The sequence below is a fragment of the Pseudomonas morbosilactucae genome, from assembly GCF_023241715.1.
Taxonomy (GTDB): domain Bacteria; phylum Pseudomonadota; class Gammaproteobacteria; order Pseudomonadales; family Pseudomonadaceae; genus Aquipseudomonas; species Aquipseudomonas morbosilactucae.
Map to the genome: position 1 here is coordinate 51492 of NZ_JALQCW010000002.1, position 21198 is coordinate 72689.

General features: G+C 61.8%; 21 protein-coding genes, 1 tRNA gene and 1 pseudogene. 15 read left to right on the forward strand and 8 right to left on the reverse strand.

Annotation, left to right across the window (positions count from 1 at the left end; translation table 11 throughout):
* From gspF to gspM, 8 genes and pseudogenes are all read left to right on the forward strand, one after another.
* Complete coding sequence (gspF, locus tag M1B34_RS00345) at window positions 1–1218, forward strand: type II secretion system inner membrane protein GspF (protein WP_268264120.1); 1218 nt, start codon at window positions 1–3, stop codon at window positions 1216–1218.
* 75 nt (window positions 1219–1293) lie between these two features.
* Window positions 1294–1670 (forward strand): annotated as a pseudogene (gene gspG / locus M1B34_RS00350) (type II secretion system major pseudopilin GspG).
* 3 nt (window positions 1671–1673) lie between these two features.
* A complete protein-coding gene (gspH, locus tag M1B34_RS00355) occupies window positions 1674–2168 on the forward strand; it encodes a type II secretion system minor pseudopilin GspH (protein WP_268264121.1) in 495 nt (164 codons plus the stop codon).
* A complete protein-coding gene (gene gspI, locus M1B34_RS00360) occupies window positions 2143–2538 on the forward strand; it encodes a type II secretion system minor pseudopilin GspI (protein ID WP_425273477.1) in 396 nt (131 codons plus the stop codon). The genes gspH and gspI overlap by 26 nt, the downstream gene beginning before the upstream one ends.
* Entirely contained in the window at window positions 2535–3170 is a 636-nt protein-coding gene (gspJ, locus tag M1B34_RS00365; RefSeq protein WP_268260845.1) for a type II secretion system minor pseudopilin GspJ, read from the forward strand. The genes gspI and gspJ overlap by 4 nt, the downstream gene beginning before the upstream one ends.
* The gene (gspK, locus tag M1B34_RS00370; RefSeq protein ID WP_268264123.1) at window positions 3163–4050 is read left to right on the forward strand and encodes a type II secretion system minor pseudopilin GspK; all 888 of its coding nucleotides are present in this window, start codon (window positions 3163–3165) and stop codon (window positions 4048–4050) included. Before gspJ ends, gspK begins: the two co-directional genes overlap by 8 nt.
* Window positions 4051–4056: 6 nt before the next feature.
* The gene (gspL, locus tag M1B34_RS00375) at window positions 4057–5196 is read left to right on the forward strand and encodes a type II secretion system protein GspL (protein ID WP_268264124.1); all 1140 of its coding nucleotides are present in this window, start codon (window positions 4057–4059) and stop codon (window positions 5194–5196) included.
* Between the two features lie 2 nt (window positions 5197–5198).
* On the forward strand, window positions 5199–5702 hold the full coding sequence (gene gspM, locus M1B34_RS00380; RefSeq protein WP_268264125.1) for a type II secretion system protein GspM: 504 nt from the start codon (window positions 5199–5201) through the stop codon (window positions 5700–5702).
* Window positions 5703–5771: 69 nt separating this feature from the next.
* On the opposite strand, the gene M1B34_RS00385 is transcribed toward gspM, so the two are convergent.
* On the reverse strand, window positions 5772–6443 hold the full coding sequence (locus M1B34_RS00385; protein WP_123335899.1) for a Bax inhibitor-1/YccA family protein: 672 nt from the start codon (window positions 6441–6443) through the stop codon (window positions 5772–5774).
* Between the two features lie 122 nt (window positions 6444–6565).
* Here M1B34_RS00385 and M1B34_RS00390 point away from each other — a divergent pair.
* Window positions 6566–6653 (forward strand) — tRNA-Ser (locus tag M1B34_RS00390).
* A 453-nt stretch (window positions 6654–7106) separates the two neighbouring features.
* On the opposite strand, the gene M1B34_RS00395 is transcribed toward M1B34_RS00390, so the two are convergent.
* Both M1B34_RS00395 and M1B34_RS00400 read right to left on the reverse strand, forming a co-directional pair.
* Complete coding sequence (locus M1B34_RS00395) at window positions 7107–7574, reverse strand: NUDIX hydrolase (protein WP_268264126.1); 468 nt, start codon at window positions 7572–7574, stop codon at window positions 7107–7109.
* Window positions 7575–9106: 1532 nt separating this feature from the next.
* Complete coding sequence (locus tag M1B34_RS00400; protein WP_268264127.1) at window positions 9107–9400, reverse strand: hypothetical protein; 294 nt, start codon at window positions 9398–9400, stop codon at window positions 9107–9109.
* Between the two features lie 252 nt (window positions 9401–9652).
* Here M1B34_RS00400 and M1B34_RS00405 point away from each other — a divergent pair, with 252 nt between their 5' ends.
* Complete coding sequence (locus M1B34_RS00405) at window positions 9653–9784, forward strand: YHYH domain-containing protein (RefSeq protein ID WP_236218225.1); 132 nt, start codon at window positions 9653–9655, stop codon at window positions 9782–9784.
* Window positions 9785–9818: 34 nt separating this feature from the next.
* Here M1B34_RS00405 and M1B34_RS00410 read toward each other — a convergent pair whose 3' ends face one another.
* From M1B34_RS00410 to M1B34_RS00420, 3 genes are all read right to left on the reverse strand, one after another.
* Entirely contained in the window at window positions 9819–10664 is an 846-nt protein-coding gene (locus M1B34_RS00410; protein ID WP_268264128.1) for an amidohydrolase family protein, read from the reverse strand.
* A gap of 28 nt (window positions 10665–10692) precedes the next feature.
* Window positions 10693–11982 (reverse strand): MFS transporter, encoded by a 1290-nt coding sequence (locus M1B34_RS00415; protein ID WP_268264129.1) that lies wholly within the window; start codon window positions 11980–11982, stop codon window positions 10693–10695.
* A gap of 134 nt (window positions 11983–12116) precedes the next feature.
* Window positions 12117–12848, reverse strand: a complete 732-nt coding sequence (locus M1B34_RS00420) for a GntR family transcriptional regulator (protein ID WP_268260854.1) — start codon at window positions 12846–12848, stop codon at window positions 12117–12119.
* 187 nt (window positions 12849–13035) lie between these two features.
* Between M1B34_RS00420 and M1B34_RS00425 the strand changes: the two genes are divergently transcribed.
* The 5 genes from M1B34_RS00425 to M1B34_RS00445 all read left to right on the forward strand — a co-directional run bounded on the left by M1B34_RS00425 (window position 13036) and on the right by M1B34_RS00445 (window position 19045).
* Entirely contained in the window at window positions 13036–13920 is an 885-nt protein-coding gene (locus tag M1B34_RS00425) for a LysR family transcriptional regulator (protein ID WP_123335876.1), read from the forward strand.
* Between the two features lie 114 nt (window positions 13921–14034).
* Window positions 14035–14898, forward strand: a complete 864-nt coding sequence (locus tag M1B34_RS00430; protein ID WP_268264130.1) for an amidohydrolase family protein — start codon at window positions 14035–14037, stop codon at window positions 14896–14898.
* A 53-nt stretch (window positions 14899–14951) separates the two neighbouring features.
* Entirely contained in the window at window positions 14952–16265 is a 1314-nt protein-coding gene (locus M1B34_RS00435; protein ID WP_268260855.1) for a dicarboxylate/amino acid:cation symporter, read from the forward strand.
* Window positions 16266–16350: 85 nt separating this feature from the next.
* Window positions 16351–17580, forward strand: a complete 1230-nt coding sequence (locus M1B34_RS00440; RefSeq protein ID WP_268264131.1) for an OprD family porin — start codon at window positions 16351–16353, stop codon at window positions 17578–17580.
* A gap of 277 nt (window positions 17581–17857) precedes the next feature.
* Complete coding sequence (locus tag M1B34_RS00445) at window positions 17858–19045, forward strand: GAF domain-containing sensor histidine kinase (protein ID WP_268264132.1); 1188 nt, start codon at window positions 17858–17860, stop codon at window positions 19043–19045.
* Between the two features lie 21 nt (window positions 19046–19066).
* On the opposite strand, the gene M1B34_RS00450 is transcribed toward M1B34_RS00445, so the two are convergent.
* Both M1B34_RS00450 and pdxR read right to left on the reverse strand, forming a co-directional pair.
* Window positions 19067–19612 carry a DUF4303 domain-containing protein gene (locus tag M1B34_RS00450; protein ID WP_123335869.1) on the reverse strand — a complete coding sequence of 182 codons (546 nt, stop codon included), beginning with the start codon at window positions 19610–19612 and terminating at the stop codon, window positions 19067–19069.
* A gap of 73 nt (window positions 19613–19685) precedes the next feature.
* Window positions 19686–21182, reverse strand: a complete 1497-nt coding sequence (gene pdxR / locus M1B34_RS00455; RefSeq protein ID WP_268264133.1) for a MocR-like pyridoxine biosynthesis transcription factor PdxR — start codon at window positions 21180–21182, stop codon at window positions 19686–19688.
* Window positions 21183–21198 lie beyond the last annotated feature (16 nt).

A 21198-nucleotide genomic window follows, 5' to 3' on the forward strand; every position in this document is an offset into this window, starting at 1 on the left:
ATGGCCGCCTACGAATACCTGGCCATGTGCGCCGCCGGGAAAAAATCCAGTGGTGTGCTGGAAGCCGACAGCCCACGGCAGGCGCGGCAGATGTTGCGCGAGCGGCAACTGATCGCCCTGAAGGTCAGCGCCAGCCAAGGCAAGCGCAGCAGTGGCGCCGGCAGCGCCAAAGTCTCCGGCGGTGGCTTGAGCAGCGCCGAACTGGCGCTGCTGACCCGCCAGTTGGCGACGCTGGTACAGGCCTCATTGCCCCTGGAAGAAGTGCTGGCCGCCGTGGCCGCGCAGTGTGAAAAGCAGCGCCTGAAAAGCATGCTGCTGGCGATCCGTGCCCGAGTCCTGGAGGGCTACAGCCTGGCCGTGGCCCTGGGCGGTTACCCCAAGGCCTTTCCCGACCTGTACCGGGCCACGGTGGCTGCGGGCGAACGTTCCGGGCACCTGGATCAGGTGCTGATGAACCTCGCCGACTACACCGAAGCCAGCCAGGCCGCGCGCCAGCAGATCCAGCTGGCCATGCTCTATCCCAGCATCCTCATGGTGGCGGCCATCAGCATCGTCGGCTTTCTCCTGGGCTTCGTGGTGCCGGACGTGATCAAGGTGTTTATCGACAGCGGCCAGGAGCTGCCGCTGTTGACCCGCGGCCTGATCGCCAGCAGCGCCGTGCTGCGGGATTACGGCCTGCTGATGCTGATCCTGGGGGGCCTCGGTTTCACGGCTGCCCGAGTGGCCTTGGGCAAGCCGGGCAACCGGGAGCGCTGGCACGCCCTGGTGCTGCGCCTGCCGCTGATCGGCGGCCTGGTCAGAGCCAGCAACTGCACGCGCTTTGTCAGCACCCTGGCGATTCTCGGACGCAGTGGCGTGCCGCTGCTGGACGCCCTGGCGATTGCCAGTGAAGTGGTGGCCAACCAGAAAATTCGTACCGGTCTGAAAGACATCGTCCGGGGCGTGCGCGAAGGTATCAGCCTGACCCGAGCGCTGGAACTCAACGGCAGTTTCCCGCCGATGATGCTCTACATGATCGCCAGCGGTGAACGCTCCGGCGAGCTGGACAGCATGCTCGAACGCGCCGCCCAGCAGCAGGAACAACAACTGGCCAACCGCATTGCCTTGCTGGTGGGCCTGTTGGAACCGGCGATGCTGGTGTTCATGGGTGCCTCGGTGCTGGTCATCGTGCTGGCGATCCTGATGCCGATCCTCAGCCTGAACCAATTGATTACCTGAACCTGGAAAGCCCCCAACGTGTACGCAGCTAAAAAACAACGCGGTTTCACCCTGATCGAAATCATGGTGGTGGTCGTGATCCTCGGCGTCCTTGCCGCCCTGGTGGTGCCGCAGATCATGAGCCGTCCCGACCAGGCCAAGGCCTCCGCCGCGCAAAGCGATATCAAGGCCATCGCCATGGCCCTGGACATCTACAAGCTCGACAACCACCAGTACCCCAGCAGCCAGCAAGGCCTGCAAGCCTTGGTCAGCAAGCCCGGCGGCGCCCCGGCGGCCCGCAACTGGAACCCCGACGGTTACCTCAAGCGCCTGCCCATCGATCCTTGGGGCACCCCCTACCAATACCGGGTACCGGGTACTCGGGGCGCGCCTACGACCTGTTTTCCTTCGGCGCCGACGGCAAGATCGGCGGCGACGGCCTGAACGCCGAGATCGGCAACTGGGACCGTTGAGCGGTGCAAAGGCGCCACGCCCAGGGCTTCACCCTGCTGGAACTGTTGGTGGTGATCCTGCTGATCGCCCTGACGGCCGGCCTGGTGGGCCTGGTCAATCCCGACTCCGGCCCGCGCCAGGCACGCCAGGAAGCCCAGCGCCTGCAAGCCCTACTGCAGTTGCTGCGCCAGGAAGCGGTGCTTGGCTACCAGGACTACGGCCTGCGCATCGAGCCTGACGGCTACGCGGTGCAGCGCCTGGATGACCAGGGGCACTGGCAGGCGGCGGCGGAGTTTCGTGCCCATCGTCTGCCCGACTCATTGCGCCTGCGCCTGGAGGTGCCCGAAACCGGGATCAGCCTGGGCAGCGCCCCTCGCCGCGCCGGCCTGCCCCAATTGCTGGTGCTCTCCAGCGATGAAACCAGCGCCTACACCTTATGGATCGAGTATCGCCATCAGGCGCTGCTGAGCCTTTCCAGCGACGGCATACAGGATGCGCAACTTGCAACTCAGGACTGATCCGGGCTTCACCCTGCTGGAAGTGATGGTGGCCCTGGCGATTTTCGCCACCTTGTCCATCGCCCTGTTCAGCGCGGTGCAGCACATTGCCCTGAACAGCGCCCATCTGGCCGAACGCACCCAGGCCTTGTGGATCGCCGACAACCGCATGAATGAACTGCGCGCCGGGATGCAGCAACCGCCCACGCGCCACACGGAAGAACGCGTGGAGTTCGGCGGCCGCAGTTGGTGGCTGTTCAGCGCCGTCGAGCGCGCCCCGGACACCCGTTTGCTGAAGGTGGAACTGCGGGTTTCCGCCGAATCCAATCCGCAGCGCGCCCGCCACTACAGCCGCGCACGGCTGCTCGGCTACATCGAGGCCCGACCATGAAGCAACAGGGTTTCACCCTGCTGGAGGTGGTCGTGGCCATCGCCCTGTTCAGTCTGCTGGGCCTGGCCAGCTATCAATTGCTCGACCGGGTAATGCGCAGCGACCAGCGCATCGGCCTGCATGAGCAGCAACTGCGGGACCTGCAACGGGCCATGAGCCTGTTCGAGCGGGACCTGGTGCAAGCTCGCCGCCAGCCCCTGGTGGACGACCCCAGCCACAGCCAGGCATTGCTCAGCCAGCCCGACGGCCTCCGCCTGGTGCGTGGCGGCTGGAGCAACCCGCTGGAGCATGCCCGGAGCAATCTGTTGCAGGTCAGCCATCGCTGGCAGGACGGCGTGTGGCTGCGGGAAACCCGCGCCCTGTCGCAACCCATGGCGGTCCCCGGCGCCCAGCAACGCCCCGCAGGCCCCAGCAGCCAACAACAGCAACTGCTCAGCGGCGTGCAACTCAAGTACCTGCGCTACATCGACAGCCTTGGCCAGGCCCATGAGCACTGGCCGGTGGGCAGCGAAAGCCTGAGCCTGCCGGCGGCGCTGGAGATTGAACTGGATGCGCCGGGCTATCCGCAGGTACGCCGGGTGATCCTGCTGCCCGGTGGCCTCGATACTGACGCGGAGCCCGGCCATGACTAGCCCGGCCGGGCAACGGGGCGTGGCCCTGCTTAGCGTGTTGCTGATCACCGCCCTGGTGACCCTGGTGGTGAGCAATATGCTGGCCCGGCAGCGACTGAACCTGCACAGCAGTAGCAACCTGCTGCAACAGCAACAGCTGTGGAATCTGGCCTTGAGCGGTGAAAGCTGGGCCCGCCAGCAACTGCTGGAAGACGCCCGCAGTGAAGGCGGCCTGCGAGTGACCCACCGTGGCCAGCGCTGGGCGCAACCGGCGCCGCTGTTCGAGATCGACGGCGGGCGCATTCACATTCAACTGGAAGACCTGAGTGCCCGGCTCAACCTCAACAGCCTGCGCCAGGGCAATGACCTGAACCTGCGAGCCCGCTACCAGCGCTTACTGGCCCAGCAAGGCATCCGCGCCCATGACCCGGCGCTGCTGATGGGCCGGACTCATCGTGACGGTGCACCGCTGCCCTTGAGCGACCTCAGTGAACTGCGGCAACTGCCCCAGGTGGACAGCCAGGTGCTGCAACTGCTCGAACCCTGGGTCGGTGCCTTCGACAACAGCGCGATCAACGTCAACACCACCCGCGCCGAGGTGCTGGCCAGTATCGAAGGCATCGACCTGCCGACGGCTCGCACCCTGGTCAACTCGCGCCCGAGCAAGGGCTACCCCGACGTGGCGGCGTTTCTCGCCAACCCGATGCTCCAGGGCCGCGATATCAGCCCCCAGGGGCTGGGGGTCGGCAGTCGGCAGTTTCGCGCCACCATCGACGTCGAACAGGGCCAGCGCCGGCTGCGGCTGGTCAGCGACCTGCGGGTGGTGGATGCCGAGAACGTACGGGTTCAGCAGCGCACGCTGCTGCCCAGCCCACCTCCCGATCAATCGAAGACCGAGTAAATCGACATGAGCCAGTGGCTTTATCTTTCACCCCACGCCACCGGGGCGACGCCATGGCGCTGTTTCTGGTGGCAGGCCGACGGCCCCCTGCATCAGGGCAACCTGGAGCAGGCCGCAGCGGACCTGAACCTGCAGCCGTTGACCCTGCTGCTGCCCATGGAAATGGCCAGCCATCATCAGGTCAGCGTGCCCGCACGCAGCGGTCGCTGGCTGCGCCAGGCGCTGCACAGCGCCCTGGAAGAGCAACTGATCGATGAGCTGGACAGCCTGCACCTGGCCCATGGACCGCTCAAAGGCAAACGCCATTGCCCGGTGCTGGCGGTCAATCGCGAGCGCCTGAACCACTGCGTGGCGCAATTGGCCCGGTTCGGGTTACGGCCTTCACGCATTCATATCGACGCCGACTGCCTGCCCCAGGATCAACCCCGGGCCCTGGCCTGGGACGGCCGCTGGCTGCTGGGGGGTAGCGCGCCCCTGCGCCAGGCCCTGGGAGACACCGAGTTGCGGGCGCTGGCGCCGTTGCTGCCCACCGACCTGCACTGGCAGGGCCCCTCCGCCCCGGCATTGCACAGCGTTGACGTCCAAGCCTGGCAAGCCGATGAACGCCCATGGGACTGCCTGAGCCAGGGCACGCCACAGGCCATCAACCTGCGTCAGGGCGAGTTCCGGTTACATGCCCCGCAGACGTCGGCCTGGCGCCTGGCCTTGCTGATGGTGGTGATTGTGTGGGGCGCGCACCTGCTGCAAAGCATCGGCCAGCGCGAGTACCTGGATCGCCAGAGCGACCAACAGCAGGCGCAAAGCCAGGCGCTGTGGCAACAGCGGTTTCCCAGCGAGGGCCCGGTCAGCGACCTGGCCGCGCAAATCCGCGCCAAACAACAACCGCAGGTGGCGGAAATCACCGGCAGCGCCGGCCAGCTGTCGCGGTTGGCTGAACACTGGAGTGCCAGCCACGGTGCCCTGGCGCGGGTCCATCGCCTCGATTACCAGGCCGGCGAAGGCTGGAGCCTGCACATCAGCGCACCGGCCTTCTCCGACCTGCAACAACTGCGCGAGGGCCTGATTGCACAGGGCCTGGACGCCCGTACTGAATCCTCCGTGCGCAACGCCCAAGGGGTCAGCGCGCAATTGCAGATCAAGGAGTGAACATGCCCCGAACCGCACGGAATACATCGCCCCTGCCCCGCCTGCGCCAGCACGCCCTAGGGCACTGGCGGCGCCTGGCCAAAAGGGAGCAACGGGCCCTTCAGGGGCTGGCCCTGTTCAGCGGCGCGACCCTGTTTTATCTGCTGCTCTGGCAGCCACAACAGCAAGCCCTGCAGCGTGCAGAGCAACGCTTTATCGAGGTCACCGACTTGCATCAACAGCTTCAACAACTGCCCGCCACCCTCCCGGTTCACGCCACACCGGCCATTACCGCCGAGGCCCTGCCCGGCCTGCTGGCGCGCTCCAGCAGCCAGGCCGGCCTCAACCTGGAACGCATGGACCATGACGCCCCGGGCCAGATCAACCTGGCCCTGGAGGGCCCCTTGAGTAGCCTGATCAGTTGGATCGACCAATTGGAACAGCAACAAGTCCAGGTGCAATCGTTTTCCATCGAGGTCAACCAGGACGCCGTGGCCAGCGCACGCTTGCAAGTGCAGACCCCTTGACCCTCGACAGGAAACCCAGACAGCAAAAAGCCCGCCGAAGCGGGCTTTTTTATGGGCTCAACGCTGGGATCAGTCGTCCCGGCTCATGATGCCGAACAGCTGCAACAAGCTGACGAACAGGTTGTAGATCGATACATACAGGCTGATGGTGGCCATGATGTAGTTGCGCTCGCCGCCGTGGATGATGGCGCTGGTCTGGAACAGGATGCAGACCGAGGAGAACAGCACGAAACCGGCGCTGATCGCCAACTGCAGGCCGCTGATCTGGAAGAAGAAGCTAGCCAGCACCGCCCCCATCAACACGAAGAAGCCGGCGGTGATGAAGCCACCCAGGAAGCTCATGTCCTTGCGGGTGATCAGCACGTAAGCCGACAGGCCACCGAATACCAGGGCAGTCATGGCAAACGCCGAGCTGACCACTTCAGCGCCGCCCTGCATACCCAGGTAGCGGTTGAGGATCGGGCCCAGCAGGAAGCCCATGAAACCGGTCAGGGCAAACGCCGACACTAGGCCCCAGGCCGAATCACGAAGTTTATTGGTGAGGAAGAACAGACCGTAGAAACCGATCAGCACCACGAAAATGTTCGGGTAACCCACGCGCATCTGCTGAGCTACAAATGCCATGACACCGCTGAACGCCAGGGTGAGAGCGAGCAAACCGTAAGTGTTGCGCAGGACGCGGCTAACCTCTAGCTGCTCAGCCTGCACGCCGTTATTAACTGCGTAATCCTGTTCGCGCATGGCGACACTCCTATTGGGTTGAAACATTCAGTGGCGGGATCATAGCAGACGCTCTGCAAGACGCGATGCAGAGAGTTTGACAGTGTGTTTCATTCGGGTATTATGGCGCCCGCAATGCAAGTGGAGGTGTGGCCGAGTGGTTTAAGGCAGCGGTCTTGAAAACCGCCGACTGTAACAGGTCCTAGAGTTCGAATCTCTACGCCTCCGCCATATTTCAAACGACAAAGCCCTGATTATTCAGGGCTTTGTCGTTTCTGGGGTTCGCAATTCCTGTAGCGCCATTTCCGAATCGTTTCCGCATTTTTTCAGTCATTTCCGCAACCCTACCCTTCTGAATCCACCGCGCTCCGCTCCAGTCATTTGCTCAAAACCAAATGTGTTGGGGTATTGGGCCTGGCTTGACAGACAGCTTCGGCCGAAGCAGCCAGTCACGTACTGCAGCTTGCGGCCGATTGTGTTGAAAAAGTCGACCCGGCTTGGCCTGCCATGCATTGAGTGGTGAACAAGCCATTTTTGCGCGCTGCTACGTCAAATCTGAGCCCTGAACTTTTTGCTCAATATGCGGATTTCAATCTCAGACACTAACTTTTCTGCTGTGGGAATTTAAACCGCCTTTTTAACAGACTCGACCAAAAGCAGCCGTTTGAAAGCCGCCGGAGAACATCAAGTCGGAGCTTCGGATGATCTGTTTGTGCTTTGATCATTAGCGAATATATGACCCTGCGCGGTCAGCCTAGCCACCAGGAACCGTAATGCTCTACGGAAGACCGGATGACATTCGGCATAGGGCAAATTATCGAGCGGAGCCCAAAAAAAGCTGAAGGTATGGCCATGGTCATCGAACGTGTGATAAGTCCATTGCTCCTGTAAAGGTGCCTGCGTGAAACACAGTTGAAAAGACCATATCTGGTCGAGATGCTCGGCGTCCCAGCAGCCCAGGTCGCTGACAACCGAGGCGGCGGCTATGCCTGATTCTTCACTTAATTCGCGCAGAGCGGTCTGGGCTGGAGTTTCACCTTTCTCGATTGTCCCTTTGACGAGTTGTACTCCCGCTAGTGGATGGCGGAACAGAAGGATGTGTGAGCCAGGAATGCTGGAGAGGATAACGGGGCAAGCCTTGTTCGGTGACATGGCGATTTCCTTATCGGCAATGAAGCATACATCTTACGGCCGTACTCTCTGCGTGAGTGTCCAGATATTCTGATTTCAGTTATGTCGAAAACGGTCGCTCGTGAGCGGCTGCTTTACTTACCTAACCGTAAAGGGCTTCGTCAACGACCCAAGCTCACCTCCACCTGCCCATCAGCGTTTCTCTGCCTATCCCGCAATAAATCACGTCTTCAACCCTAGCCACAGCCCCGATCCGCTAGCGAGCCGAACGATTGGAACCACTTGCTAGTGCCTTATACATTGATCTTTTCGAAGAAAATCTTTTAGCGCGACCTGATACATAGTTAATGGTTGATTGTGGTCACTGAGCATGGCAAATGGAATCAACGTGAGATGTGAGAACGTTATTGAGCTTATTGAATAAACTTTCCGCCTACAGAAACCGTGATTATCACTCAACATGAAATCAAACTTGAACAGGTTTGGTCTTGTACACCAGCTAGGAATCAAACCAAGACTCAAGCCTGTTAAGTATTCTTGCCCGCAAGCGCCTCCAGATGACGACTCAGAGACTTTTATTTCTAATGTGGGAAGGATAGTAGCTACGAGCTTCGAGCTGTTGCCTTTTACATAGGGAATGTTTTTTTGTGTCGCTTCGTATGCACTCTTTCCGAAACGACTGTCTTTCCAGGGAGAGTCTATTTCATAAGTGAAACTGGAGATAGTTTCTTCTGTTCCGGGTTCGACACGTTCATTTATTGTCGGACTGGATGTAAATGACGTACACCCTGAGAGGGTTATAGCAATACTGACAACAACCAAACCACTAACTCTTAGTCGATGCATTTTTAGCTTTACCAACCATTAATTAGTCGACATATTTGTCGTAGAACACACTTAATGAGTCACGCACATTACCGGTGCATTCGTTGTATGTCCACAACCCAAACATGTCCGAAAACAACCACATGTGCGGAACCAATATCCAATTTAATCGGTTGCTGCTTTGTCGATCTAATTGAGGCTCTGCTTTTGGCCGTTTTCTGCCTGCCACGACTGACCAGGATTGGTTGCAAATCCCAAACCGCTTTCCTCCCAACAAAGTCTCTCGGTTGCAGCTACGAAACTTAAGGCGATCATGAGCCTACCCAGAAAGCCAAAAACCGGCCAAATTCGTCTCTGCAAATAAATTCCCCCTGCCTTCAGAGGTCTCCAGCGCATTAATGAATATTGCCTAGCAGAAACGAATACAACTTAAGCCATTGAAATAAAAACAATTAATCTTCGAACTTGAAAATCGCCAACTGCAACAGACCCAAGAGTTCGAATCTCTAAGCTTCTGCCATATCTCAAACGACAAAGCTCTAAATAATCAGAGCTTTGTCATTTTTGTCGGTTGCCTCTGCTGTAGAAAAAACCAATAGGCTCGAGAACTATTATGGAAGCGTTCCATAACCTCCTTCTGTTTACCCCCTCCTCCGGAACCCTGCCGAAAGAACACACATTCAACTTCCTGAACAACACATGTGCAACAGCAGCACCCCGCCCCCCCCTCAATCAAAAACAATCACCCCATACCAAGCCGCAAACACCCCTAATGCCACGGTATGGATAATCAGTAACTTGCGCACGCTGGTCGGTCGGCCGGAGACCAGCCAGTAAGCGATTACCAGCGGGTAACACAGCAGGCAGGTCAGTCCCAGGGCGATGATCGCCAGCGCCACTCTCAGGCCGGGGAAAAAGCCGGGAGGGCTGGCCAGGCAGCCGACAAATGCGATGCCGCCCAGGCTGGCGACGATGATCAAAAACGCGATGATTACGCGCTGCGCATCAAGCTGATTGTCCATAATTCTCTACTGTCCATCCTTTAAGACCCGAACGCGCGGGCGGCCATACTACCTGCCCAAGCGCTCAGTCAGTCAGGGCGAAACACCCACCCCCTGTTATCACCCCACGGCCTCACCCTCAATAACAGCACCCGGAACTTGACGGCTTACGGCTGCACGCCTACAAAACATGGGCCTGGCGGGCGATGAGCTTGAACTGATTCAGCGCGCGCAAAGGACAGGTTGCCCTTCAACACACACAGGAAGTGAACAATGAAAATCATCACCCTCGTACTGGCTGCGGTGCTCGCCGCGACTTCTGTTTCGGCCATCGCTCACGGCGGGCGCACCGACAAGCAGGGCTGCCACAACGACAAGAAGGCTGGAACACGGCACTGCCACTGATCACAACGGCTCCCTCGCCCCGACCTATCAACGCCTACGCTCGCCCATCCTCAAAACCAAACAACACGCGCGGCGCCTCCACCAGCAGCGCGTGCCTTAATGCCGCCGAGCAGCCCAGCGCCGCCAGTTGCTCCACCACGCTGCCGAAACCGACGGTTGCTTCGTGTTGGGTGTGGGGCCAGTCGCTGCCCCAGACCAGCCGCCGCGGGCCGAAGCTTTGTACCAGCAGTGGCAGAGCCGCACGGGCGAAGTCGAGGTTCTGCGGGTCGGTCCCTGCCAGCCGATAGATGCCGGACACTTTCATCCACAGTTGCCCGCCCAGCCCCAATTCCAGCAGCTCGTGAAAGCCGGGTTGATCCAGGCCCAGGCGCGCATCCGGGCGGCCGAAATGGTCGATGACCAGCGGGCTGCCGAAGGGCAGCAGTTGGCGGACCAGCCTGGGCAAATCCTCCACGTGGCGGTGCAGCTCGATGTGCCAGCCAAGGGCGGCGATGTGACCGAAGAAATCCCTCCAGGCCGGCTCGCGCAGGTCGGGCAAGGCTTTGCCCATCAGGTTCAGGCGAACCCCGACCACGCCCTGTCGGGCCATGTCATCTAACACGCTGCGGCTGACGTCGCGCTCCAACACCACCACTGCACGAAGTTGCTCGGGCGCCTGCTGCAACGCCGCCAGCAGGTAACTGTTGTCGGTGCCGAGGAAGCTCGGCTGCACCAGCACGCCATGGCTCAAGCCGTGGTTTTGCAGATGCGCCAGGTACTGCGCAAGCGTGGCGTCGTAGCCGGGGGTGTAACGCCGGGTGGCGGCCAGGTTCAGCGCTCGGCTGAACACATGGGCATGGGCGTCGATGCCGGTGATCGGCGTGGAACGGGTATCGGGCATGGGTTTCATCTATCGAAAGTAAAGGTCATCAGGCCGCGGCGCGTTCATCGCCATGGATACTGGGCGACGCTGGTGGGGAGGTGGCTTCCAGGCTGCGGCCACGGGTTTCCGGCAGGCAGAGCGCGGCGATCACGGCCACACCGTAGGCAATCCCTGCGTCGATGCCAATCGCCGACCCCAAGGACATGGAGTCGCTCATGTGCCCGACCAGGAACGGAAACACCGCCGACAGCACACGGCCAAAGTTGTAGCAGAACCCCACCCCGGCCCCGCGCACATCCGCCGGGTACAGCTCGTTGAACAGCGCCCCGAGGCTCGCCGGAATACCCGCCGCAAAGAAGCCAAGCGGGAACCCGAGGAACAGCATCTGGGTGTTGCTCAGCGGCAGGAACACATAACACTGCACGGTGACCACGCAGCACAGCGCGAACAACACGATGTTCTTACGGCGGCCAATGCGGTCGATCAAGAACCCGCTGACCACGCAGCCGCACCAAAAGGCAAAGATGATGACCGCCAGGTAGCCGCCGGAGTTCAGCACCGACAGGTTGCGCTCGGTCTTGAGGAAGGTCGGCAACCAGGTCATCACCGCGTGGTAACCGCCATGCGCGCCCAACCCCAGCAGGCCGCCGAACAAGGTCACGCGAATCAGCTCCGGACGGAAGATGCCGCTCAGGGACTTGAAGAAGCTATGTGGAATGGCCTGTTCTTTTTGCAGGCGCTGGAAGCTGTCGGGCTCTTCAACGTTGCGCCGTACCCAGATGATCAGGAACGACGGCAGCAAGCCGATGATGAACATCACCCGCCAGGCCATGTCTTGCGGCACGAAGGAATAGATCAGCGCAAAGATCCCGACCGCCAGGCCCCAACCCACCGCCCAGGCACTCTGGACCGTGCCCATGACCTTGCCGCGGTACTTGGGATTGATGGTTTCGGCCATCAATACCGCACCGGCCGCCCACTCCCCGCCAATGCCGAAGCCCTGCAACGCCTTGACGATCAGCAGTTGGTGAAAGCCGGTGACGAAGGCCGACAAGAAGGTGAAGAACGAGAACCACAGAATCATCCACTGCAGCGTGCGCACCCGGCCGTAGCGGTCGGACAGTGTTCCGCCGACCCAGCCGCCAATGGCCGAGGTGACCAGGGTGACGCCACTGATCAACCCCGCATCGCCCTTGGTCAAGGCGAACGCGGCGATCAACGCCGGTATCGCCAGGCCGAACATCTGTACTTCCAATGCATCGAGCGACCATCCGCCGAAGCAGGCCCAAAACGTTTTGCGCTCCCGAGGAGTGACTTGGCGATACCAACTGAACATGGTTCTTATCCTTATAAGTGAAACGAGAGGCAGCCGAGAGCGAACCGCACCGCTGCAGGGCCAGTCAGGGAAACAACACGATAAAAACAGCGGCGAACGATTCGCCGCTGAGAGAGCCGCTAGCCGGGCACGGGTTAGCGAATGTCCACGCTGTAGCGGAAATGCTCGGCATGCCCGCGTGAACGGCGCCACTCCAACGGCGTGCCGGCGTAGTCACGGGCCAACCGCTCGATCACCACCACCGGGCTGTTGACCGGCACCTGCAGCAACCGCGCATGCAGGTCATTCACCGATTCGGCGGTCAGGGTTTCTTCGGCATAGGCCACCACCTGGCCGCAGACCTCTTCGTAAATCGGATAGAGCAACGGCCCTTGGCGATTCAGGTCGATCTCCAGCAACGCTTGAAAGCGGCTGCGCGGCAGCCAGATTTCTTCCGCGAGCACCGGCTGAACCTCCAGCAGACGCACCCGCACGATACGAATCACCGGCGCCTCCAGGGGCAAGCCCAACGCCTGGGCCACCGCCGACGGCGCCGTCACCGGCTCGATCGACAAAATCCGGCTCTCGGGCACCTGGCGTTCGCCCGCTGCAGTTTGAAAGCGGAAAAACCGGAACAGCGACGACTGAAACTGAGGGCGGCGAATAAAGGTCCCGCGACCTTGCTGGCGCTCCAGGATGCCCTCACTGACCAGCGCATCGACGGCCTTGCGCACGGTGCCCGTGGACAGCTGGTATTCCGCCGACAGCGCGGCCTCGGTGGGGATGGCCTCTCCCGGGCGCCAGCGGTTGTTGGCGATCTGCTGGGCCAAGTGGTCACGCAGGCGTTGGTAAAGGGGCAGGCGAACATCACTGGAGAGGGAATTCATCGACTTTATGCACCTTGTTATCTAGTCATCTATATGAATTTTGTGGCGAGTATTTGCCCCGCGCGCCCGGCTGTCAAGCAGGGTCGAGGGGCCTTGCTGACGAATGGTGGCCGCGTGTAGCTGTGTCAGCGGCGAAAGCCACGAAGAAAAAAACCAGTACCATGACTTTTTCCCTCGCGAGCGGCTCATGGACTTAAAACAACTCGAATGCTTCGTACGGGTCGCCGAATTCGGCAGCTTCACCAAGGCCGCCGCCGTGTTGAACATTTCCCAATCGGTGGTCAGCCGCCAGGTCAGGCAACTGGAAGTCGAACTGCAAGAGCACCTGCTGCTGCGCAATGGCCGAGGGGTGTTGTTGACGGCGTCGGGCCAGCGCCTGTTCGACCACGGGAAAGGGATCTTGCGGCAGGTGCAAGTGGCTCGCGAAGAGTTGCGCGAACAGCGCGACACCTTGTCCGGCAAAGTGGTGATCGGCCTGCCACCGAGCATTTCCCGCTGCCATACCCTGGCCCTGGTGTCCGCCTTTCGTGAGCAGTTTCCCGGTTGCTCCCTGGGCATCAAGGAAGGTTTGAGCCACTCGATGCGCGAATGGCTGTTGCTCGGCCGCCTGGATTTCGCCCTGCTGTTCAACCCGGCTCTCAGCGCACAGCTGCACTACGAGCACCTCCACTCCGAACCCCTGATGCTGATCGGCGCCAGCGCTTCGGACCTGCCGCACACCGTGCCCATGGCCGACCTCGGGCGCTATCCCCTGATCATTCCCAGCGAACCCCATTCCCTGCGCCGCTTGATCGAGACCCAGGCCTCGCGCCATGACCTGGCGCTGGACGTGTGCCTGGAAATCGACAGCATTCCGTCGCTGCTGGAGTTGATCAAATTGAACATGGGCTACGGCGTGCTGTTCCGCTCGGCCCTCGCCGGCAGCGACAGCCTGCCCGACGGCTTGAAAGCCGCGCAGATTGTCGAACCGGCCATCCCGACCCACCTGTTCATTGCCACCTCCAAGCAGCGACCGCTGACCCGCCTGGCCGAGAAAACCTTGGCGGTGGTTCGCGAAATCTGCATACCGTGACAACAGGCATGCAAAAACCGCATAACTGCTAGAACCCAGGCTCTGTTGTTCGACACGCTGGCAACCCTGACCATCAGCCATCGCTTTCAAACACAGACCAATAAGGGATACCTGATGAAAACTTGCCTGGCGCCGGACCCCAACCCCAGCACGCCCACCCACGCCCTGCCCGCGGGCGCCTGGGATGCCCACTGCCACGTGTTCGGCCCCGCTGTGCAGTTCCCCTATGCAGCCGACCGCAGCTACACCCCGCCCGACGCCCCTTATGAAACCCTGCGGGCGCTGCACGATCATCTGGGCATCAGCCGGGCGGTGATCGTCCAGGCCAGCTGCCATGGCAGCGACAACCGCGCAATGCTCGATGCCATTGCCCGCAGCGCCGGACGCTACCGTGGCGTGGCCATCGTCGATGGCAGCGAAACCGACGCCCAACTGGCCAAGATGCACGCCGGCGGGGTGCGCGGGGTGCGTTTCAACTTTGTCGCGCACCTGGGTGGCGCCCCCGACCTGGAGGTTTTCGACCGCACCGTGGAGCGGCTGGCCCCGCTGGGCTGGCACCTGGTGCTGCACCTGGACGCGCAAGACATCCTGACCCACGTCGAGCGCCTGGAACGCATCCCCGTGCCGTTCATCATCGACCACATGGGGCGGATCAAGGCACAGGACGGCCTTGAACAATCGTCCTTCCTGGCCCTGCTCGACCTGATGGAAAATCCACTGGCCTGGGTCAAGGTCTGCGGCGCCGAGCGCGTGTCGGTGGGTCGTCGGCCCTTCGCCGACGCCATCCCCTTCGCCGAACGCCTGATCCAGGCCGCGCCGGACCGGGTGCTCTGGGGCACCGACTGGCCACACCCGAATATCACTCAAGACATGCCCAACGACGGTGGCCTGGTGGACCTGATGCTGGACTTCTGCAGCGACCCGGCCCTGCGTCACAAGCTCCTGGTGGACAACCCGCTGAAACTGTACGGCCGCTGACCGCACCACCCTTTGCCACACCTCCAACAATAAGATGGCAGTGAGTAACGCTAATGAACCCTATCCCTGTGACTGATCAGGTCGGAGCCCCGCCCCGGCCCAACGCCAAAACCAAGCAACCCTTCTACCGCGCGATGTATTTCCAGGTCCTGCTGGGGATCATCGTCGGGGTGCTGGTGGGGCACTTCTGGCCGGACTTCGCGGCAGACCTCAAGCCCCTAGGCGACGCGTTTATCAAGTTGATCAAAATGATCATCGGCCCCGTGGTTTTTTGTACGGTGGTGACCGGCATCGCCGGCATGCGGGACCTGAAAAAGGTCGGCCGGGTCGGCGGCAAGGCCCTGCTGTATTTCGAAATCATCTCCACGGTCTCGCTGCTGATCGGCCTGATCGGCGGCCACCTGTTCAACCCCGGCGGCGGCTTCAATGTCGACGTCAACACCCTGGATGCCAGGGCCGTGACCGGGTTCGCGGAAAAAGCCCAGCACCTGCACATGGTCGACTTCCTCATGGGCATCATCCCCAGTACCTTCACCCAGGCCTTCGCCGAGGGGAATGTACTGTGCATCTTGCTGGTCTCGGTGCTGTTTGGCTGCGCGCTGTCGGCCATGGGCGAGAAAGGCAAGCCGGTGTACGAGATCATCGAAGGCCTGTCAGGGGTGTTCTTCCGCATCGTCCACATCATCGCAAAACTCTCGGCCGTGGGTGCCTTTGGCGCCATCGCGTTCACCGTCGGCACCTACGGTGTGGAATCGCTGCTGCCCCTGCTCAAGCTGATCGGCAGCTTCTACCTGCTCTGCGTGTTCTTTGTGGTGGTGGTGCTCGGCGGGGTCGCCCGGCTCTGTGGCTTCAGCATCCTGCGCTTCCTCGGCTACATCAAAGAGGAATTGCTGGTGGTACTCGGCACCAGTTCCTCTGAAGTGGTGCTGCCGCAAATCATGGACAAAATGGAACGCCTGGGCTGCTCCAAACCGGTGGTGGGCCTGGTGATCCCTACTGGTTACTCGTTCAACCTGGACGGCACCAACATCTACCTGACCATGGCCGTGCTGTTCATCGCCCAGGCGTTGAACATCGACCTCAGCCTGTCCCAGCAATTGACCCTGGTGGTCGTGGCGATGCTGACGTCCAAGGGCGCCAGTGGCGTGTCCGGCGCGGCCTTCGTGATGCTGACCAGCACCCTGATGGTGGTGCCGATCGTGCCCGTCGCGGGCATGGTGCTGATCCTCGGCATCCACCGTTTCATGGGCACCGGGCTGGCCATGACCAACCTGGTGGGCAACGGGGTCGCCACCCTGGTGGTCTCCGCCTGGGAAAAAGAGCTGGACCGCGAAAAACTCGCCCAAGAGTTGGGCAACAAGGCTTAACCCCCTCCCCCTCACTTCCCCTTAATCGAGTGCCTGTTCGGTCCTGTACCGAACAGCGCCTCGTCGTGCCAGGAACATAATAAAAATGAACCGTACCCTGTCTATCGCCCTGTTCATACCCGGCGTCTGCTGCAGCCTGGGCGCGCTGGCCCAAGGTTTTATCGAAGACGGCAAGGCCAGCCTGGAAGCCCGCAACTTCTACTACAACGGCGACTTTCGAGACGGCGCCGGCGTTTCCAAGCGAGACGAATGGGCCCAAGGCTTCCTGCTCAACTACGAATCGGGGTTTACCCAGGGCACCCTGGGGTTTGGCATCGATGCCCTGGGCTATGCCGGCTTCCAGCTGGACTCCAGCCCCGACCGCACCGGCAGTGGCCTGCTGCCCCGGCGTGCGTCCGGCGAGGCGGCTGGCGAGTACGCCAAGGGCGGGCTGGCGGCCAAGGCCAGGCTTTCGAAAACCACCCTCAGCTATGGCATTGCACTGCCCAAGGTGCCGGTGCTGCAATTCAACGGCAGCCGCCTGTTTCCCCAGACCTTCCAGGGCACCCAGCTCAGTTCCGGCGACATCGAACACCTGACGCTGAACCTCGCCCAGTTTGATAAGACGGTCACCCCGGACTCCACCGACCAACGGGACATCGCCATCGCAACCAAGGACGGGCGTTATCGCGCCACCGGCATCGGCGAGCACTTTCGTTATGGGGGCGGCAGCTATCAGCTCACGCCGACCCTGAGCGCCAGCTACTACTACGGTGCACTGGATGACGTGTACCGCCAGCAATTCTTCGGCCTGGTTCACGCCACGCGCCTGGGCAGCGGCAAAATCACCACCGATGTGCGGGCGTTTTCCAGTCGCGAGATCGGCGCCGCAAAGGCCGGCGAGGTCGACAACCGCGCCTACTCCGCCGCCCTAGGCTACAACCTGGACAGCGGCCACAGCCTGCTGGCCACCTATCAAGTCATGCAGGGCGCCACCGGTTTTCCCTACATCAACAACCCCTACCTGCCCAACTATGTGCAATACCATGACTTCGGCAGCGCCGGCGAACGCAGCTGGCAACTGCGCTACGGCTACAACTTCGCGGCTTTGGGCATTCCCGGGCTGAGCTTCTTCACCGCCTACATCCGCGGTTCCGGCCTGGACAAACCCGGTGCAGAAAAGGAATGGGAGCGCGACATCGACGTCAGCTACGCCTTTCAAGACCGGCTCAAGGGTTTGTCCATCCGCCTGCGCAACGCCACCTACCGCAGCGATGATGGCCGCGACATCGATGAAAACCGCCTGATCGCCAGCTACGCCTTTTCGTTGTTCTGAACCCCGGCATCGGCACGCCCGGCGCGGGCATTGCCGCCGCGTAATTCACACGCCACTCAGCCGAGTGGCGTGTTCGTTTTGCACTCGCCACACCGCTTGGCCGCGAAAAACAGGTGCACGTCCCCCGCCCCACATGGCATGTTGCAGCCGATTGAAATGTCGGACCCTGTCTTAATTCGCCACTAAACTCCCGTCCATATGCAGGCTGGCGGCAGCCCCTCCGAGCAGGAAAGCGTCGCCAGCGTCCCACCCTTTGCCAAGGTTTGAAGTCTCGCCGATGCCCCATTCAGAAATTGCTTTAGACGTGGACGCGGTCCAGCGCATCGATGCCGTGCCGGTGATCCTCAGCCTGGTCAAAAACATCACGGGCATGCGTTTTGCGGCCGTGGCGCGGGTCACCGAGCAGAAATGGGTGGCTTGTGCGGTGGATGACTCCATCGACTTCGGCTTGAAACCCGGTGGCGAACTGGTGCTGGAATCGACCATTTGCCATGAAATCCGCCAGCACCGGCAACCGGTGATTTTCGGCCAGGCCAGTGCGCACCCGGTGTTCTCGCTGCATCACACCCCCAGGACCTACGGGCTCGAAAGCTATATCTCGATTCCGATCATCAGGGCCGACGGGGCCTTTTTCGGCACGCTGTGCGCCATTGATTCGCTGCCGGCCGAGCTTCAGGACGCGACCATCACCCAGACCCTGACCCTGTTCGCCCAACTGATCGCCATGAACCTGGACAGCCAGAACACCCTGGAAGACACCCAGGTGGCGTTGGCTGAGGCGCACAAACTGGGCAAGCTTCGCGAGCAGTTTGTCGCGGTCCTGGGGCACGACCTGCGAACGCCCCTCAGTGCCATTCGCATGAGCACCGACCTGCTGGAAAGCAAAGCCGCCGATAAGCGCTCGTTGAACCTGATTTCGGCCATCCGCAAAAGCTCCGCGCGCATGGGTGCCTTGATCGAAAACATCCTGGACTTTGCCCGGGGCCGGATGGGCAGCGGTATTCCGAGTCAACCCAGCCTGGTGAATGACCTGCAAGCCAGCCTGCAACTGAGCCTGGATGAAATCCGCGCCTCGAACCCCAGCGCCCGGATAGACGCCCTGCTAGACGTGCCTTCAGGCCTGTATTGCGACGTGCTGCGGGTCAGCCAGTTGTTCTCCAACCTGCTGAGCAACGCGGTCACCCACGGCTCGCGAGACACGCCGATCCAGGTCAGGGCGCTGATCGAAGACGGCCTGTTGACCCTCTCTGTCACCAACCAGGGCCCGCCGATCCCGCCGTCTTTGCTGGCGTGCCTGTTCGAACCCTTCACCCGTTCGGAAGCGGGCCAGCAAGGCGAAGGCCTGGGGCTGGGCCTGTACATCGCTGCGCAAATCGCCGTGGCGCACAACGGCACCTTGAGCGTGACGTCGACGGAGCAAAGCGGCACCTGCTTCATTGCCCGGCTGCCCGCCACCCAACCTTGATCACGCCGGTGCATGCAGCGCTTACTCGCGCCAGGTCGCCAGCCACGCCTTGAATTCGTCCACCGTGGCGGTCGAGTTCAGGCGAGTGATAATCGCCAGTTCCTCCGCCGGTTCCGGGTCACTGTCGGACACCGCAAACACCAGCAGGAAGTCATCGCCCCAAGGGGCGAACACGCCCTGGTTGCGCAGGTTGTCCAGGACCTGGACACAGGTCTGGTACACGCGCTCGCGGAACGCATCAAAATCGGGGTCGTCTTCGGTGGCCAGTACCCGCTCCCGCAACCGCGTGCAGATCTGCTCGATCTCGTGATCGGCGCCCTCGCCCTCGAAGTGCCATTCCGCCGGAGAAAACTTGTAGTACGCCTGGTCGTCGGGGTTTTCCGCCTGGTGGCGCTGCAGGTGGCTCAAGGTGTTGATGGCGACGCAGGCGGTCATCGCGTCACCGTCGCTGTACAGGGCAAAGCTGCAGAGGGTTTCGTCAGGGTGCTCACTGGCGATCTGCGCCAGGGCCACCCGTGCCGCGACCTCAAGGTCGGCCTGCAATTGAGCAAAATCAAAGTCGTTCATCCAGCCATTACTCCCTGTGGGCCAAAAAAAGAGCCGCCTATCCTAAAGCAAAGTCCCGGTATGTCGATCAGCGTCATGCAGGGCATCCGTCAACGGCATCGGCCTGCCGCACCTGCTCATACAAGGTTTTCAAGCGCCCCACCGCCGCTTCGATCTCGCTGTCCTTGACCCCGCCGTAGCCCAGCACCAGTAGAGCGTCATGGCCACGTTGCGGGTCCAGGTGATAGCTGCCGCGCAAGGTCAGGCCGTGTTCCGGCGCCCGTTCGATCATCCGTTGCACGCAGGCCGGTGTGCCCAGGGTCACCGCCAGGTGCAGCCCCGCCTGCCCGGAGGAAAAACTCACGGCGTCGCCAAAACTGGCCTTCAGGCAGCGCTGCAAGAGGCTGCGACGGGCCGCGTAGACCGCTCGCATCTTGCGGATATGCCGGGCGAAATGGCCCTCGCGCATAAAGTCCGCCATGGCTGCCTGGATCGGCAGGAAACCCGGGCGGTAGAGCTGGGTCAGGCCCTGGCTGAACGCCGTCGCCAAGGCCTCGGGCAGCACCAGGTAACTCAGGCGCATCCCCGGGAAGGTGACCTTGCTGAAGGTGCCCAGGTAAATCACCCGCTGATGGCGGTCCAGGCCCTGCAGCGAGGGCAGCGGCTCGATGTCGTAGCGGAACTCGCTGTCGTAGTCGTCCTCCAGCACCCACAGCTTGCGAGCCTCGGCCAAGGCCAGCCACTCTCGGCGCCGCTGCAGGCTCATGATGCTGGCGCTGGGGTACTGGTGCGACGGTGTGATAAAGGCAAAGCGCGGCGCCGGCGCCGAGCAGTCCTCGGGCAAGCAGGCGCCATCCGCATCCACCTCCAGGGGCATCAGTTGCAGGCCGGCGGCCGCGAACACCACCGGTGCGCCCCAATGGGTCGGCGTCTCCACCAGCACCCGGTCACCGGGGTCGGTCAACAGCCGGGCAATCAGGTCCAGGGACTGGTGGGTGCCCTGGGTGACGATGACCTGCGCCGCCGTGCATTTCACCGCCCGCGAGGCATACAGGTACGCCGCCAAGGCCTCGCGCAAGGGGCGATAACCACCCTGCTCGACGTAACCGCTCAAGGCACTGGGGTGCTTGCGGTAATAGCGGTTTTGCAGGCGCCGCCAGATGTGGAACGGAAACGCCTCGGCATCCGCCACCCCCGGTACAAAGGCCCCGCCGGACTGCGCCAGCGCCGTGACCCGGGCGGTGATCCCCGCGCCACGTCGAGACAGCAACGCCTCGGCTTCAGCGCCGGCCACGACAGGGGCCTGCCGCGGGTCATACCCCTGGGGCAGCGTGTCGGCGACAAAGGTGCCACTACCGGGACGGGTGTACAGGTAGCCCTCGTCGGTCAGCCGCTCATACGCCAGGGCCGCGGTGATGCGCGACACCGCCAGTTGCTCGGCCAGGGCCCGGGTCGAGGGCATCTTGTAATTCACCGGCAAGTGGCCTTGCAGGATCGACGCCTGGATCACCTGGCAAATCTGCCGCTGCAGGCTCAGCTCGGAGCCCCGTTCAAGCGTGCCGATCAGCAGGTCGTGAAGCAGCGAAGGCATAGGCGGCGCCCAGTGG